This is a genomic window from Paenibacillus sp. J22R3, assembly GCF_056269305.1.
The window spans coordinates 1,055,219-1,071,262 of record NZ_JBWDNS010000001.1 but is presented as its reverse complement, the minus strand read 5'-3'; the positions used below and the strand labels follow the sequence as shown (position 1 = coordinate 1,071,262).

General features: G+C 48.2%; 14 protein-coding genes. 11 read left to right on the top strand and 3 right to left on the bottom strand.

From position 1 onward, the window contains the following. Nucleotides 1-38: 38 nt before the first annotated feature. The gene (locus AC0YN4_RS04750) at nucleotides 39-1,466 is read right to left on the bottom strand and encodes a mandelate racemase/muconate lactonizing enzyme family protein (RefSeq protein WP_475835579.1); all 1,428 of its coding nucleotides are present in this window, start codon (nucleotides 1,464-1,466) and stop codon (nucleotides 39-41) included. Nucleotides 1,467-1,682: 216 nt separating this feature from the next. Between AC0YN4_RS04750 and AC0YN4_RS04745 the strand changes: the two genes are divergently transcribed. The 4 genes from AC0YN4_RS04745 to AC0YN4_RS04730 all read left to right on the top strand — a co-directional run bounded on the left by AC0YN4_RS04745 (nucleotide 1,683) and on the right by AC0YN4_RS04730 (nucleotide 4,330). Then, nucleotides 1,683-1,856 carry a Spo0E family sporulation regulatory protein-aspartic acid phosphatase gene (locus AC0YN4_RS04745; RefSeq protein ID WP_475835303.1) on the top strand — a complete coding sequence of 58 codons (174 nt, stop codon included), beginning with the start codon at nucleotides 1,683-1,685 and terminating at the stop codon, nucleotides 1,854-1,856. A 164-nt stretch (nucleotides 1,857-2,020) separates the two neighbouring features. Then, nucleotides 2,021-2,683, top strand: a complete 663-nt coding sequence (locus tag AC0YN4_RS04740; protein WP_475835302.1) for a 3'-5' exonuclease — start codon at nucleotides 2,021-2,023, stop codon at nucleotides 2,681-2,683. Between the two features lie 95 nt (nucleotides 2,684-2,778). Next, a complete protein-coding gene (locus AC0YN4_RS04735) occupies nucleotides 2,779-3,330 on the top strand; it encodes an HAD family hydrolase (RefSeq protein WP_475835301.1) in 552 nt (183 codons plus the stop codon). Nucleotides 3,331-3,382: 52 nt separating this feature from the next. Next, nucleotides 3,383-4,330 (top strand): hypothetical protein, encoded by a 948-nt coding sequence (locus AC0YN4_RS04730; RefSeq protein ID WP_475835300.1) that lies wholly within the window; start codon nucleotides 3,383-3,385, stop codon nucleotides 4,328-4,330. A gap of 218 nt (nucleotides 4,331-4,548) precedes the next feature. Here the strand turns inward: AC0YN4_RS04730 and AC0YN4_RS04725 are convergent, their stop codons facing one another. Further along, the gene (locus AC0YN4_RS04725; protein WP_475835299.1) at nucleotides 4,549-5,592 is read right to left on the bottom strand and encodes an SIS domain-containing protein; all 1,044 of its coding nucleotides are present in this window, start codon (nucleotides 5,590-5,592) and stop codon (nucleotides 4,549-4,551) included. Nucleotides 5,593-5,806: 214 nt separating this feature from the next. Between AC0YN4_RS04725 and AC0YN4_RS04720 the strand changes: the two genes are divergently transcribed. From AC0YN4_RS04720 to AC0YN4_RS04705, 4 genes are all read left to right on the top strand, one after another. Then, nucleotides 5,807-6,673, top strand: a complete 867-nt coding sequence (locus AC0YN4_RS04720; protein ID WP_475779813.1) for a class II fructose-bisphosphate aldolase — start codon at nucleotides 5,807-5,809, stop codon at nucleotides 6,671-6,673. A gap of 16 nt (nucleotides 6,674-6,689) precedes the next feature. After that, nucleotides 6,690-7,412, top strand: a complete 723-nt coding sequence (locus AC0YN4_RS04715; RefSeq protein ID WP_475835298.1) for a DeoR/GlpR family DNA-binding transcription regulator — start codon at nucleotides 6,690-6,692, stop codon at nucleotides 7,410-7,412. 187 nt (nucleotides 7,413-7,599) lie between these two features. Continuing rightward, nucleotides 7,600-9,057, top strand: coding sequence for a hypothetical protein (locus AC0YN4_RS04710; protein WP_475835297.1), 1,458 nt, complete (start codon nucleotides 7,600-7,602; stop codon nucleotides 9,055-9,057). Continuing rightward, nucleotides 9,057-10,037, top strand: coding sequence for a Gfo/Idh/MocA family protein (locus tag AC0YN4_RS04705; RefSeq protein WP_475835296.1), 981 nt, complete (start codon nucleotides 9,057-9,059; stop codon nucleotides 10,035-10,037). The genes AC0YN4_RS04710 and AC0YN4_RS04705 overlap by 1 nt, the downstream gene beginning before the upstream one ends. Before the next feature lie 50 nt (nucleotides 10,038-10,087). Here the strand turns inward: AC0YN4_RS04705 and AC0YN4_RS04700 are convergent, their stop codons facing one another. After that, nucleotides 10,088-12,340 (bottom strand): helix-turn-helix domain-containing protein, encoded by a 2,253-nt coding sequence (locus tag AC0YN4_RS04700; protein ID WP_475835295.1) that lies wholly within the window; start codon nucleotides 12,338-12,340, stop codon nucleotides 10,088-10,090. A gap of 187 nt (nucleotides 12,341-12,527) precedes the next feature. On the opposite strand from AC0YN4_RS04700, the gene AC0YN4_RS04695 reads away from it, so the two are divergent. From AC0YN4_RS04695 to AC0YN4_RS04685, 3 genes are all read left to right on the top strand, one after another. After that, nucleotides 12,528-14,147 carry an extracellular solute-binding protein gene (locus AC0YN4_RS04695; RefSeq protein ID WP_475835294.1) on the top strand — a complete coding sequence of 540 codons (1,620 nt, stop codon included), beginning with the start codon at nucleotides 12,528-12,530 and terminating at the stop codon, nucleotides 14,145-14,147. Between the two features lie 248 nt (nucleotides 14,148-14,395). After that, entirely contained in the window at nucleotides 14,396-15,340 is a 945-nt protein-coding gene (locus AC0YN4_RS04690) for an extracellular solute-binding protein (RefSeq protein WP_475835293.1), read from the top strand. A gap of 135 nt (nucleotides 15,341-15,475) precedes the next feature. Beyond that, a complete protein-coding gene (locus tag AC0YN4_RS04685) occupies nucleotides 15,476-16,039 on the top strand; it encodes a hypothetical protein (RefSeq protein ID WP_475835292.1) in 564 nt (187 codons plus the stop codon). Nucleotides 16,040-16,044: the final 5 nt, after the last annotated feature.

Here is a 16,044-nt window from a genome sequence, read left to right as displayed (position 1 = left end):
GTGGTTTACACGACCTGCGGACTGTATTTTTATTTATATCAGCTCCAAAGCCGGTCAGAAGAATAGTATTTATTCCACTGATCTGTCGATTCCCACAGGCCCGGGATCTCAGGATGCAGATGCTGCTTAAGCAGTTCATCATTTAAATCGTCAATGCCAAGCCCTGGCGCATCCGTTAGCGTTATAAATCCATTCTGCACCAGCTTCTTCGGGAGTTTGCTGCCAATTATGATATCATCCCACCATTCCACTTCGCAGGAATGATACTCTAGGGCAAGGAAATTCTCGGTGGCAGCGGCGACATGGGCGGCAGCCAAGCATGCGATCGGGCTTTCCGCCATATGAATCGCCATCGCGACACCATAATCCTGCGCCATATCACCAATCTTCTTCGTTTCCAGAATTCCGCCTGATGTAAGGACGTCAGGGTGGATGACCGAGACGCCGCCGGCTTCGAGAAGGGGCTTGAAATTTTCCTTCAAGTAAATATCTTCCCCGGTACAGATAGGCGTCGTAACTGCACGTGCCAATCTTGCATACTGCTCCGTATACTGCCAAGGAATCATATCTTCCATCCAGGCGAGATTGAATTTCTCCACGCGTTTGCCTAGTTTAATGCAATCCTCCAGCCCGATATGACCAAAATGATCAATAGCAAGCGGTACTTCATAGCCGATTACCGCTCGTACATCGAGCACATATTGCTCCAGTATATCCAGACCTTTGTCCGTCACGTGAATGCCCGTGAACGGATGGGCGATATTGTGAATATCATAATGACGATTTCGAATGTCGCAGACTTCTGCCTCTGTCAGACCGGCAGCGTTCAGCTTGTAGCGTCTTCTTGACTTGTCTATCATTTCTTCTATGAAACCAAGAGGCGCGCTCAGCGTTCCGGGTTGATCCATCAGTTGCCCGATGCCCAGATCCATCTTGAGGAAGGTAAAACCGTCGTCCATCCGTTTCTTAAGTGCAAGACCCATGGCTGTCCCCGTATTTTTGCCGCTGACGTCCGTATCGCAATACATGCGAATCTTGTCTCGAAACTTACCGCCAAGCATTTGATAAATCGGCACGCCATACGCTTTGCCTGCCAAATCCCACAGAGCGATTTCAAGTCCGCTGACACCGCCGCCTTGACGGGCATGTCCACCGAATTGCTTGATCCGGCGGAACAGCTTGTCGATATTGCACGGGTTTTCGCCCAGCAGCCTGCCCTTTGCAATTTGAGCGTAGACCTTGTCGGCCCCGTCGCGCACTTCTCCAAAACCAACCAGCCCTTGATTGGTATACACTTTAATCAAGCTGCTATGAAACGGACCGCCAACAATGTCGGTAAAACGGATATCCGTGATGCGAAGTTCAGATGGATTGGAATGTGTATTCACATGTGCAAGTGTTTCTTCATAGGTGTTTGGCTTATTCGTCAACTCATTCACCCCGATTGAATAGAAATAGCGATGCATCTTAATCTTAGTGAATTCCATTGGTCGGTCGCGATACCGTAAAATTATGATTTCGTTTGTTTTCTTTGGAGAAAAACAAGGTCCGGTACCTGGCCTAAAATAAATGACTTATGCTAATATACTTCTAATATATTCCTAAACTATCCTTGTTATTATGATCATGTATCCGATGCAATTGCTATGCCCAAACTATATGAAAGAACGGAGAATGGTACAATGGAATCTTATTTGCAAGAGAAAATTGAATCATTACGTTTCGAAATGACTGAACGGGCATGTAAGCACGGTAGTCTCACAGATGAGAGAGTCGTCAATGTTAGTCAGCAGCTGGACAGGTACATCTTCGTGTATCAGAAGCTGCAGCGCAAACGATATCAACGCAAATCATAATCATCCAATCGGATGAATAACACCCAAGCTATACCGAGCAGTTGCCCGGTTATGGATTGGGTTTTTTGTTGGGTGGCCGGTAAGTTCTACCCATGGATGAATGAATAATGGTAAACTGGAGCTGTTATATTTTAACAGAATAAGCTGGAGATAAGGAGCCGCATATGAATATTTCGTTTCTATCGAAAGAGGAATATCTGGTAGATGGCATTCTAGTGGACAATCTATTTGACCGGCTCTACTGTATCTTTGATTTGGAAGGCACAGGCATTCTTGCAGAGCATGAATCGATTACCCAGTTTGGTGCTGTTTTATTTCATAAGGGTCGGGTACTGGATACGTTCACATCACTGGTAAAATCCTTCAAGCCAATTCCGGAAGCTGTCCAGCAGCTAACCGGAATCTCGAATGAAAGCTTAGTGGATGCGCCAACGTATGCTGAAGTTTATCGCAGCTTTGTTGATTTTTGCGGGGATGCTGTGCTGGTTACCCAAGCGGGGTATGAGTATGATATCCCCATGCTGAAGAAACATTGTCTCTTGCATCATGTTCCTTATGCGGAGAGTACAGTTATCGATACGAAAGCATTGTTCGCTGCAATCCATCCGGAGCTGGATGATGTGTTCTCAACGGATTATTTGATCCACTATTATGGGATCGATGATGCTGATATCAAACGTCACGATGCTGCTGGTGATTGTGTGTTAATTAGTCGTATTCTAATGAATATTTTAGCTGAGTATCGAACGAAACAAGTATCTGAATTTGATCTGACAGAAGGCTTGAAGGTGAAAAGGTTCATCATTCCGCAGATGTACCTGACCTAGCGGGGGGTGAAACTTCTTCGACTTGTTGAACGTATGGGAAATTAGCAGCGTTGCTGCTTCTGTGAAGAATGGAGTTGAAGGTACTGAACTTATTCATGTCCGATCTAGATGGAACGCTGCTCAATTCGAATCAGAAATTAAGTGATTACTCGATTGGGGTCGTGAATCGTCTGATTGCTGAAGGGCATCACTTCTCTATTGCAACTGCCAGGTCGATCGACTCTGCTGAGAATATTATTGCACCGCTGAAGCTAACGCTGCCGATTGTTCTCTTTAATGGCGTGTTTATCTACGATCCTATTAGACGGGTAAATATCGTTTCAAATTACCTTACCAATGACATCGCTTCGCACATCGTGGCCAAGTATGAAGAGAATCAGCTATCACCAATCGTCTATGCAGTTAATGCGCAAGGTGAGAATAAAGTTTATTACAAAGGCATCACCAACAGAGGCGAAGAAGATTATATCGGCGATCAACTGAACGATGTTTCGATGTTTGAATTGGCGGATGAGAAATACGCTGTTTCCAACGCACATCCGATATTAATAGACATGGCTACTAGGGTTATCGGAAGTAATGATGACAATGGAGTAGCGGCGTATCTGGAGAAGTTACTTGATGGGATGGACAATGCTCGGGGCTAGGGGGAGAACCGTGTGGCTTGGATGAAAAAAACGAAGAAGTGAGGGTGATCACATGTCAGAGGACCTGAATCGTCAACTGCTCGAGGCCAAGGAGCGCATGTACCATTACCAGAAGGCGCAGCGCAAAAGCGAGGAGCTCAACAAGAGACTCCATTCGCAGGAACGCCTCATTATCCAATATGAAGTCCAGCTTGAATCCGAGCAAGCAGATGTCGAGCGCTTAACGGGTTTGACGTTGACTAATATTTTCCATACCATCCTTCGAAGCAAGGATGAACAGCTTGACATGGAAAGACAACAGGCACTGCAAGCCGCGCTTAAGCTGCAGGAAGAGAAGCAGCGATTAGCCGATACGCAGGATGAATTGAAACGAATCGGCGATGCGCTTGCTGCATTCAGTAGTGCAGAGTACGACTATCAATCGTTGATGAAGGCGAAGGAAGCGGCGCTGCGCAGCGGAAGCTTCGGCTCTGAAGAGCTAAGAAAGATGGAAGAGCAAATTGCGGAACAGACCCTTCTAGTGAAAGAGATTCATGAAGCGGTAACGGCAGGCAAGCGAGTAATGGCTTCGCTGGAGGATGCTTCGAACAGTTTGGATAAAGCGGAGAACTGGGGCAACTGGGATTTATGGGGCGGCGGAGGAGCAATCAGTACCCATATCAAACATAACCATGTTGACGACGCCAAAGGGTATATCCATCAAGCGAATCATCAATTGCACAATTTCCGCGATGAGCTGGATGATCTCAATCGGAGCATCCATATCGTCATCGATATTAGCGGTACGCTGAAGATGGCTGATTATTGGTTTGATGGCCTGATTGCGGACTGGATTGTCCAAGGTCGCATCAAAGATTCACAGCAACAAACCTTGGATGCGATTCATAATATTCGTCAAGTTCTCAAACAGCTCGAAGCGGAGTATACCAAAGCAGAAGCCGCACGCAGCGGCCTCGTCACGAAGCGTCAAAGCTGGATTGAAGATACGAAGAGCGAGTAATGGGTAACAAAGTAGATGGCTCCTCTAAAGTAGAGGAGCCATCTTTATTTATGTTGGAGCAGAGCGACGAAAGATTCGGCGGCGTCTGCAGCTCTAACGAACCGTACAGGTCTTATTCTCACGATAATGGACTCTCAGAAATTCTAACGAACCGTAGGGACGCTATTCAGCCGAAATGGGCAGCTTAGTGCCGTGATTCGGCTGCTGCGCTTCCACCATTACAGCTTCACCCAGGCCGTCAAACCATCCGGTTCATCGGGGTTGATCCCTTGACGCTCCGCGCTCGAGAGGGCAACGATCTGTGGGATGAATAGGAACGGGATACCTTGAACCGGCACCTTAAGCTCCGATTCCGTCATAATGGCAAGATCAACATCATCTGCGGAGATGTTTGCAGCAGCATCGCCGAAGGCGATTACCTTCGCGCCGCGTGCACGAATGTCTTGCATCAGCTTACGTTGATGCTCGCTGCCGGCACCGGTAAGATGTGCGATAACAAGCGTTTCCGGCCCAACCGTCACCATCGGACCGTGACGGACATCCAGAACATGAAACGCATGGGCTTGCACCTTCGCGATTTCCGTCAGCGCAATTGCGCCTTCAGCAGCAAGGCCGTTCAGCTCTCCATCGGCGAGGAGGACCGCGTTCGTCCAACCATAGTCGCTTGCTTCACGGATTGCCGATTCTACACGTGCCATATAAGCTTCACCTTGAGCAATCGCAACTGCGATGTCGGCAAGAACGAATTCATCATTGCCAAGAAATGCGGCGATCATGAGATTGGCCGTATAGAGATTGGTGACGGTTCTCGTCTGGCAGACGCTGTGGTCAAACGCCCATGGAAGCGATAGTGTGAGATCTGCAATTTCAGATAGGGCGGAACCAACCACGCATGAGATTGCTAGTACCGGCGCTTCACCACGTGCTTTCAGCAGCCGAACGGATTCAACGATTTCGCTGGTAGAGCCTGAGCGAGAAGGGGCAACGAGAAGTGAATCGCTGAGCAGAGGAGCGTAAGCTGCAGCATGGAGCAGCAAATCACCGCCTGCAAGTGCAGAAGCAGGTATTCCTGCACGTAAGCGAACGGAGAACGCAGCGGCTACACTGAGCGTAAAGCTCGAACCGCAGCCGATAAAGGTGACTGAGCGTTTGCCTTGCGAATGAAAGAAATCGGTAATCACGGTGCGATTCGTCAGCATGTAGTCGTACGTTTGCTGCAAGGACGAATATTGCGATTTTATTTCCTCATAGGTCAAGCTCATCGGAATCCTCCTCATAATAGGTGTTGTCGATGTGTATGCCTTTATAATAGATCGTTTCGTTGATGTCATCAATCATTATTTGATTTAAACGATCAAAAAATGATTGTAAAGATCAAAATAACCCGATATGATAATCTTATCAGAGTCATAATCTTCCAATGCTAGTTTCGGTATGTAAAGCAGTCATTCAGAAACGACAGGAGGCTCCTTCCTTATGCCACTTCTTTCATCCACCCGTATGCTTCAGCAAGCCAGAGCCGGTAAATACGCCGTAGCCGCATTCAATGTTCACACGCTAGAGATGCTCCAAGCGGTAACAGAAGCAGCAATTGAAACACAATCGCCGCTAATCATTCAATCCACAGTAGGTACTGTCAAACATTTGGGCCCGGAATATATCGTTGCCGCGGCTACCGTTGCTGCCAATCAAACCGGATTGCCAATCGCGCTGCATCTCGACCATTGCACCGATTTCAATCTCATTGTAAGATGTATCCGCGCAGGCTATACCTCTGTTATGATGGATGCTTCCATGCATCCATTCGATGAGAATGTACGGCGAACTGCGAAAGTGATAGAAGTCGCAGAGGCGGCCGGTGTTAATGTAGAAGCGGAATTAGGCAAGGTTGGAGGCGTGGAGGACGATATCATCGTGGATGAGCTTGAGGCATTGCTTGCCGATCCGGATGAATGCGTGAAATTCATGGAACTAACAGGTGTCCATACGCTCGCTCCTGCAATCGGTACAGCACATGGCATTTATAAAGGAACGCCCAATATTGATTTTGCAAGAATAGCATCCATCGCTGATCGAATTGCCGCACCTCTTGTGCTGCATGGCGGTTCGGGCATTCCGGCTGAACAAGTGAAGCTGGCGGTATCGCTTGGGATGGCGAAGATGAATATCGCGACCGAGCTTCGCATTGCCTTCTCGGATGCGATTAAAGACGTTTTTGCAAACAAACCAAGTGAGAATGATCCGCGCACCTACATGGTGCCGGCCAAACAAGCAGTGAAACGGCTTGCCATGGAGAAGATGCAGCTATGCGGCTGCGTAGGCAAAGCTATCGAAATGCGCTAATGATGGAGGAAAGAGCATGCTGCAATCGAAAGGCGATCTTCGCAGAACGAAATTGCTTGAACGGATTAAGGAATCGGGCAAAGCCTCAATCGGTGATTTAATGGAAGCCACGGACAGCTCGATCGCAACCGTCCGGCGGGATCTGGAATGGCTCGAGAAATCGCACAAAATCATTCGCACCATTGGAGGAGCCATCTATGATGAAGGCAGCGGCAGAAACGCAGAGCTGGCTTTTGCCGAGAAACGCGATGTCAGCCGAGAAGGTAAGGAGCGAATCGCTGCGGCGGCGGCTTCATTAGTAGAAGAAGGCGACATTATTTGTCTCACCGGGGGCACGACCACGTTCATGATTGCCAAGGCGCTCAAAAACCACCAAAACATAACCGTCGTTACGAATGCGGTCAATATCGCAAACGAATTGTTCGATGCCGAAGGGGTCCAGGTTGTTGTATCCGGCGGAGTTATGCGGCATAAGAGCTATGAGCTTATCGGCCCGCTGGCAGAGAGCGTCATTGAGAAGCTGAACATCACGACAATGTTCCTCGGCGTTGACGGCGTTTCCAAGGAGCATGGGTTTACGACTCATAATGAACTGGAGGCACGTATCGCTCAGCTCTTCATCGCTCGTTCAAGTAAGGTGTACGCCGTGTTCGATAAAGCGAAGCTGCAGAAAACAGCGCTGTTTACCATCCTTCCATACGATAAAGTAACAGGTGTAATCACAGATCTGAATGATTGAGAGACGCATAGGGTTGATAAAAGGCGCAAGCAATGCTTGTCGCTTTTTTTGTTTTGCTGCAGGAATTGTGATAATCAATAAAATGATGAAGGTGCGTAAATTTCGTAGATATCTTTTCCGCGTGTCTTCTTATATTTTGAGTGTAAGGAGTACGGTATTACATCCAATTGGGGGAGTTGAACTGCTGGTGGAAAAAGGGGCAAAGAAGGCGGTAAACTTGGGACGCTTGTATCAAGGACCATTTCAGATTGAACAAGATGATGGCTGGTACACGATCTTTACAACGACTCCATCAAACAAGCCGGTCCGCAATCCAGGCTTGGGATTGATTGCATATGCCTGGGAGGAGAATGGGCCATCCATTCAAGCTAGGCAAGGGCAGGAGACGATTGAAGAACATGTAGAGAAGCTTGCAAAGCTTCCTTATGTCGATGTTCTCTATATTCGCTGCGATTGGAGAGATGTACAATCCAGCCCCGGACAACTTGACCTTCATCCGATCTGGGAAACAACGTTTGCTGCCGCTGAACGATATGGCCTCCGCGTTGCCTTCCGTATTCAGCTGTCGAGCCCTAATATTCAACCGGCAAGGCTCGCCATGCCGGATTATTTGCACGATCAAGTACCGCTGGTCAATATCGGCCGATTTCATAATCATGACTTTGATTACTATGAGCCTCGCTACGATCATCCTGCGTTTCAAGCTGCATTCACGGAGTTAAACGAGCTGCTCGCTGAACGATTTGACGGTAATCCGATCATCGAGTTTGTGGATCTGATGATGTATGGCTTCTGGGGAGAAGGTCATACGAATGATCTGAAGAATCCATTTCCCGATTACACAACGGCAGAGCATACCTTCATGTCTATGACCAGAGAGCAAATTGAACGTTGGAAATATACGCCGCTTGCAGTCAATACACAGCCTGACATTAGCCATACCGGTAATCGTACGGTTAGAGAGTATGCGATGAATGAAGACTGCTGGGTACGGACGGACAGCATCATTCTGGATGAACCGGAGCAAATTGAAGTGATTGCGGGGCGGGCGGCTTGGACCGCAGCTGTTATAGAGGATGGTTACTACAGGCATTTCAAGCAGGAGAAGCTCAAATTCGATAGCGGGAATGTCGATGTCATTGCAAACTCCATGCTGCATGCGCTGGATATCGGCGGGAATTATTGGGGGTTATGGACAGAGGCAGATGCGATAGCCGGTTATCACGAGCTGTACCCGGAGGGAATAGATACGCTTCAGCGCCGATTGGGCTATCGGCTTCGCCCATCATGGGTGTGGCAGCGAAAACGTCAGGGGACGGATGAGCTGGTCATCGCACTCGCCAATGACGGAGTTTCAGGCGTTCCAGGCACATTGTGGTTGGAAGCCGTAAACGCAGATGGCTCGGAGAAAGTGCGCGGCAAGCTGGACAAGGGATGCCCGCTGCCTGGTAAGGTAAGTCTGGCTTCGATGATTCTGCCTGCATCTTGGCGTGATCAAGTGATTAGACTATCTATCGAGCTTGAAGTAAAACCGGGTCAATATAAACAAGTAAACTGGGCATGTGCACAGAAAGTGAACGAAGACGGTTCGCTGTCGATTCAATTGAAGGCCCATGAGGATACCGATTGGCGGTGCGGCGTCTAATGCTAACCATCGGATTAATCGGCTGCGGCTGGCATTCAAGGGCAACACATGGACCTTGCTTAAAGCAATACAAGGAGACGATTGGCGGCATTCGTCTTACAGCTTGCTGTGATGTAGATGAGGAGGCAGCTGAAGCCTATCGGGCGGATTTCGGATTCGAGCGGGCTTACACGAGCTACGCACAGATGCTTGTGTCCGAACAATTGGATGCCGTATGGGTTATCGTTCCGGAACATCTGACTGTCCCAATCTCGCTGCAAGTCATGCATGCCGGTATAGCTGTATTCATGGAGAAACCACCGGGTATAAACACAGCAGATGTTATACAGCTCCAAGAGCTTTCGGCTAAGAAAGGTATCCGGCATCGCGTTGCATTTAACCGTCGATTTATCCCGATGACCGCCACGCTCATCGAAAAGCTGCGCGAACATGCACAAGAACACGATAAAGAAATCTACAGCATCACCTATGACATGATAAGGATTAATCGCAAGGACGCTGATTTCTCCACAACAGCGATCCATGCCATTGATGCGGCGAAGTTTATCGCCGGCTCCGAATATGGGTCGCTGCGGTTTCAGTATGATGATTTGTCAGGATTAGCGCCGGGACTTATTAATATCATAGCTGAAGGTTGTTTCCGCAATGGCGTGCGTGTCAATCTGAACTGTTATCCGTATTCCGGTTCAGCAAGGGAGATGGTCACCGTAAGGGGGGAGGGCTTCTCCTATGAGCTGCATTTGCCGCTTATGGAGAGCCTGGACAGCTTCGCGGGGCTCATTTGTTCGGAGAAGGGGAAGGTTGAAGTCCTACGCGAGGAGCGGGAGTGGACGACGTCATTTGGATTCTACCACGAGAATGCCAGCTTCCTGGATGCGCTGAAATCCGGCGGGAATTTGACGCAGGATCTAAGCTCCTCGATCCAATCCGTCGCCGTCATGGAAGCCATTCGTAATCGCGCAGAAACCTATCACGGATAAAGGGAAAGCCGCTTCTATTCACGGTTAATCGTGAAAAGAAGCGGCTTTTCTTATCCTTCAATGAGATACTGCTGCTTACGGAATTCGCTTGGCGTAACGCCGCTAATCTTCTTGAACATCCGGTTGAATGAATTAATGTTCTGATAACCGACTTGGGTGGCCACATCCTGAATGCGAAGATCAGCGCCTTTCAGCAGCGATTTGGCCATATCAATCCGGTAATTGTTGATGTAATCGATAAAATTCATGCCAGTCTTGGTCTTGAAATAGGTCGATAAATAGCTGGCAGAGATATTAAGCTTATCCGACAATATATCAAGGGTAATATCGTCCCGGTAATGCTGCTCCATATATTTCATGACAAACTCAATGATATTGTCGCGAGCCGCTTTCTTCTCATTCACGCGAGCCATCGCGAAGGTGAGCAGCTGGATTACATAGTCCTGCAGCTCATTCTGATTCGAACAGCTGCGTGCTTTGCCGGACAATGCCAGATGACTCTGAAGTGCCTGCATATCGAGATGAAGGGATGCGAATGTTTTGGTCACCAGTTGGACGATGTTATCTGCAAAATCATAATACTGGCTAGCCGTTGCGTCTTTCTTATCTAGCTGCCCGAGTACTTTAGAGATGATTCGAAGCACGAATTCCTCATTGCCCGATGACAAATTCGTATAGAGCTCTTGCTCTTGGCCGCCGGTCATTGCAGCTTGCCAATCCGGCAGAGGCTCGGCCGCAGTAATGATTTGAGTCACATTCCCTAGCTTCCGGTAGTCAATTAAAGCTTGAACTTGTTCGTAAGCCCGCGTTAAATCAGATGAATTGCGATAGAGGCTGCCAACGCCGATCGTAATGGACCAATAGCGCTGGTCGAGATCGAAGACGGTCTTCAAGCTGCTGAGAAAGGCTGGGATATCCGCTAGAATCGAATCGCCTATGACAAGCGATAGAATGAGATCATGCTCAAGTTGAATCGTTTGCGTTTGCACATACGTCTTCAGGTGAGAGTCAATATACTCGCGTACGAAGAAAGAGGCTTTACCTCCATCCGCGTCGATCTCACGGAAGAACGAAGGTGTAAACTGCAATCGAAACAGGAGAAGGCGGTATGGCTCCTGGATGGAGAAGTCGTATAACTCCTGATCCTTGAGCTTAATATTTTTGATTTTATTCATAAAAGCATAATAGCTGAGCAGGGAGTTTTTGCGGCTGTTGGCTTGATCGATCGTGTTGTTCGTTTGAACGAGGTGACGGACCTGATCGTTGATGTAGTTGAATTCATGTATGCTGCTTTGAACAGCAGATGGCGCGTTTAACGTCTGAATGGACTGCATAATATTCTTAACCGGATTATGGAATCGTTTGGTGAAGAACCAAGCTGCGCAGATGCTGATAATGGCGAACGCGATCAGTAAGGTGAGCAGAATCGAGTTGATTTTGCTAATTTGAGCTGAGATCAGATTATCGGGAACGATCTTGACGTAACGGATACCGGTGACAGTGCCTACTTTGTTGAAATAATAGATATCGTTCTGGTTCACATAATTCTTACCGCTCTCCCATGCAGGCAGAGTGGCTTCAACCTGCTCATTGACGTTATCAGCCGCTAGGGGGTTCCCGGCTGCATTTAGGAGAATGAATTGATCTTGTGAGGAATCATGGAACTCGTGCAGCATCTTGTTTAAATCAAGCATGATAATCACTTGATAATCCGGGAAGAACTTGTTCCGGACAATAACCGGCATATATCGGCCTTTAGGCGTCAGTCGGTTGATTGTTTTCTCTTTGAACGTGGAGGAAGGCAGAATGCTGTAGCTGCTTGACTTGTTGAATTGCTCCGCCCAGAAAGCAGGCGAATAGTCCGCGCTTTGGTAGTATTGACTGAACATTTCATTGGCGCCGGCACCACGGTCACCGGAAATGATAAAGTTGCTTTTCTTGAAATATATGAAAATATTTTGCAAGGCGATATCTTTATGCCCTAAGTAGCTGTTAATAGAGCGCATAAGAGAGCGGGCATTCAAGTAGTCGAGGGTGGAGCGATTCAGCGTATTCAATTTCTCGTCTAGCAAGAGATCAAGTCCAATATTCCGGATCTGATTGAAATGATTCTCGTATTTCTCGATGGTTTTATTCATGCTTAAGGTATTGTATTTGATGACTTCGTCTGTGGCGTGATTCTTCAGTAGGGTGAAGGAGAAGAAAAAGAATGAGATGAGAGGGATGAGGATGGCTAGAAAGCTAAGTAAAAGCTGAATGAATAGGGAGCCTGCAGCTTGCTTAAGGAGCCCGATTTGTCCCATTGTTTTCCTCCTCTTCTATGGAATACATGAGATGTCCCCATAGTAGCATCGGGAAACTGTTAAATCAAGGTAGAAATTTGTACTTATAGGAAATTCCCCTTGTTAGATAAGGAGGAGATCGAAGCACATCCTGTCGAATAACATAGCAAAATGATCGTGTCGAACTCGGTTTAAGGAGGGCAATCGTGTGAAGAAGAACGGAGTAGCAGGTATGCTCATCATCGCCATGTTCGCACTCCTTGCTGCATGTAACGGTGAGGGAGAAGACAGTACGAATAATAGAACCAATCCGGCATCAACAAAGGCCGGTACATCAGCAGATAACGGTACCCAAGCCATAACCGGTGACGCAGTCCGCGTTTCTTATATGGACGGCTTATGGGACGCAGCCATTCCATCTCCGGATGGTCCTGCGGTTCAAGCCATTAATGAGAAATTCGGCATCGATTTTAGACCTCAATTCTATTACATGCAGGAGTACCCGGATAAGCTTGCAGTCACTATGGCAGGCGGCGATTTACCGGATATGATCGGCCTTGAGAATCCCGATACAGGCTTCATCAGATGGGCGAAGCAAGGCGCGTTCCTGCCGTTGAATGATCTTATTAAGAATTACCCGACGTTATCCAAAATCCCGCAGCCTGTATGGCAATCGGTTTCTGTCGACGGCAATATCTATGCCATTCCTAGATGGTTTACGAAGAAATACGGCAAACATCCGGTGATTCGGAAGGATTGGCTCGACAATCTGGGCTTGCCGATGCCAACCAATTATCAGGAATTGCGCGATGTACTAATTGCCTTCACCAACAATGATCCCGATAAGAACGGGAAGGATGACACGCTTGGTCTTGGTTTATCTTCCGTGGGAACCGGTCTCTTGTACGGAGCTGCAATGGGAGCAGGTTACGACTCGGCCGCCTGGTATGATCGGAATGCTGCAGGGCAGCTCATTCCCGGCACAATTTCGGAGAACAACAAGGAACAGATCCAATTTCTAACCGAGCTTTACTCGGCAGGCGCTATTGCCAAAGATTGGGCCGTATCCAAAATGAGCGATGTGCGCAATGATTTCTTCTCCGGCAGGTTCGGGATGTATTTCGAGCAGCCCTATGATTTCAATGAAAAGCGTTTTACAGCACTTAGGGAGCTGCAGCCCTCTGCGAATTTAGCCGTCATCCCGCCTTTTCTGCAGAATGACGGACAAAGCGGGTATGTCTCTACCGGTAAAGGCGTCTATCAGATGATCATGCTGAATGCAGAGCTGAAGGAACAGCCGGAGAAGGTGAACCTGATACTTGGCATGATCGATTATATGAGCAGTTGGATTCCATGGGAGAATCGCAATCCGGCGAACGGGGATTTTGACTGGCAGTACGGAGGCGTGAATCAGGGCTATGAGATGAAAGACGGCATACCGGTCGAGAAAGCAGATGCCCAAGACTTGCGTCCCAAAAACTACTTGATCGGCCGCTATTGGGCACCAAACGATGAAGCGGTTCAACCGCAGTACACCTTCTCAGATCCGCTGGCAAAGCAGTTCGTGCAAGATGCGGTCGACACGTTGAAAAGGTATAAGTTTTACCGGAACCCGGTGGATTACATTACTTCTCCACTGCGCAGCGAGAAGGAATCAGAACTTGAACAAGCGTTTACGGACCATGTAACGCGTATGATTGTCGGTGATGAACCCCTCTCAAGGTGGGATGAAGCTGTCCAAGAATATCTAAGCAATGGCGGGCAAGCGATTATTGACGAGGTGAACAAGCTCATTAAGGAGCAGCATATTTCGCCGGGATGGGAATAATGCAGTAATAAATAAGGGTTGTCTTCAAAGTGTGCCGGGCACTTTGGAGACAACTTTTTTTGTTGTTCAAGCCAGAGTCGGTGTGGCGACCTGGTCGATTTTATTGTTACTTCACTTTTTTTCACCTGAACGAATAAATCGTTGAAGCAGTCAAAGAACAGTCGATTTTCATCAAGGCGCTCATCTTATACGCTTGGTGTGAGGGGGAAGCGCCTTTCATAACCAATCAAGCTAACGGAGGAGATTGCGTGAAGAGTAGAAGGTCACTGATAGTCCTTCTCGTTATGTCCCTAGCTACGACTCTTGGCGCCTGCAGAGGAGAAAATAACCTCGCACAGAAAAGCACAACGAATTCTTCGAACAACAGCACGGCAACCACTGACAATGCACCTTCAACCACCGGTGCCGATGAGCCTGCATCCGGAATCAAGGAGAGGTTCACGGTTTCGTATATGGATGGACTTTGGGATTCAGCGATCCCCGCTCCTGAAGGTCCGGCGGTTACGGCAATCAATGAGAAGTTCAACATTGATTTCAAGCCTCAATTTATCTACATGCAGGAATATCCGGATAAACTGGCGGTCACGATGGCCGGGGGCGACCTGCCGGATATGATCGGCCAAGAAGGACCTGACGCCAATTTCGTGAGATGGGCGACGCAAGGCGCGTTCATGCCTCTCAATGACGTCATCAAGAGATACCCGACATTATCGCAAATTCCACAAGAGATCTGGGATGCGGTATCGGTCGACGGCAATGTATATGCCATCCCGAGATGGTTTCCTAAGAAATATGGTAAACGTCCGGTCATTCGTCAAGACTGGCTCGACAACCTCGGCCTCATGATGCCTACAAACTATGAAGAGTTGAAGCATGTACTTATCGCCTTCACGAAGGAAGATCCGGATAAGAACGGCAAGAACGATACGCTCGGAATGGGGATTTCCTCAGTCGGAACAGGTCTGCTATACGGCGCAGCGATGAGCGTAGGGTGGGACTCCGGCGCATGGTACTACAAGAATGACAAAGGTCAGCTCATTCCGGGTACGATTACGAGCCAGCACAAGGATGAGATTCAATTTCTCGTGGATCTATACAAAGAAGGCGCGTTATCCAAAGACTGGGCAGTCGCAAAGCAAAGCGACGTGCGCAACGATTTCTTCACCGGCAAATACGGGATGTATTACGAGTAGCCGTATGATTTCAACCAGAAGCGTTTCACTGCCTTAAGGGAGCTGCAGTCTACTGCTAATCTGGCCGTTATTCCTCCATTCGAACAAGAGGACGGACAAAGCGGCTATATCGCTTCCGGCAAAGGCTTCTACCAAATGATTATGCTAAACGGCAACCTAAAGGATCAACCGGACAAAGCGGATCGTATTCTCGGCATGCTCGACTATATGAGCACATTCGTTCCTTGGGAGCAGCGCAATGCGGATAATGCGGATTTTGACTGGCAAAATGGGGGTCTGGGCAAAGGCTACGAGATCAAAGACGGAATCCCGATCGATCTTCCTGATAAGCAAGACTCACGTCCGAAGAGCTACCTCATCGGTCGTTATTGGGCGCCAAACGAAGAAGCGGTACAGCCGCAGAACGCGTTTACAGATCCGCTGGCGAAGCAGTTCGTGCAGGGTGCGGTCGATACGCTCAAGTCAGTAAAGTTCTACAAGAATCCGGTGGATTATATTTCTTCGCCGGTTGCAAACGAGAAAGGATCGGAGCTTGATCAAGCCTTTAATGACCATGTCACACGGATGATTGTCGGCACTGAGAAGATGGAGAAGTGGGATGCTGCGGTCAAGGAGTATCTCGACAACGGCGGTCAAGAAATGATCGATGATGTGAACAAAGTTCTATCGGAGAAACATGTAACGCCAGGTTGGGAGTAAGTCCG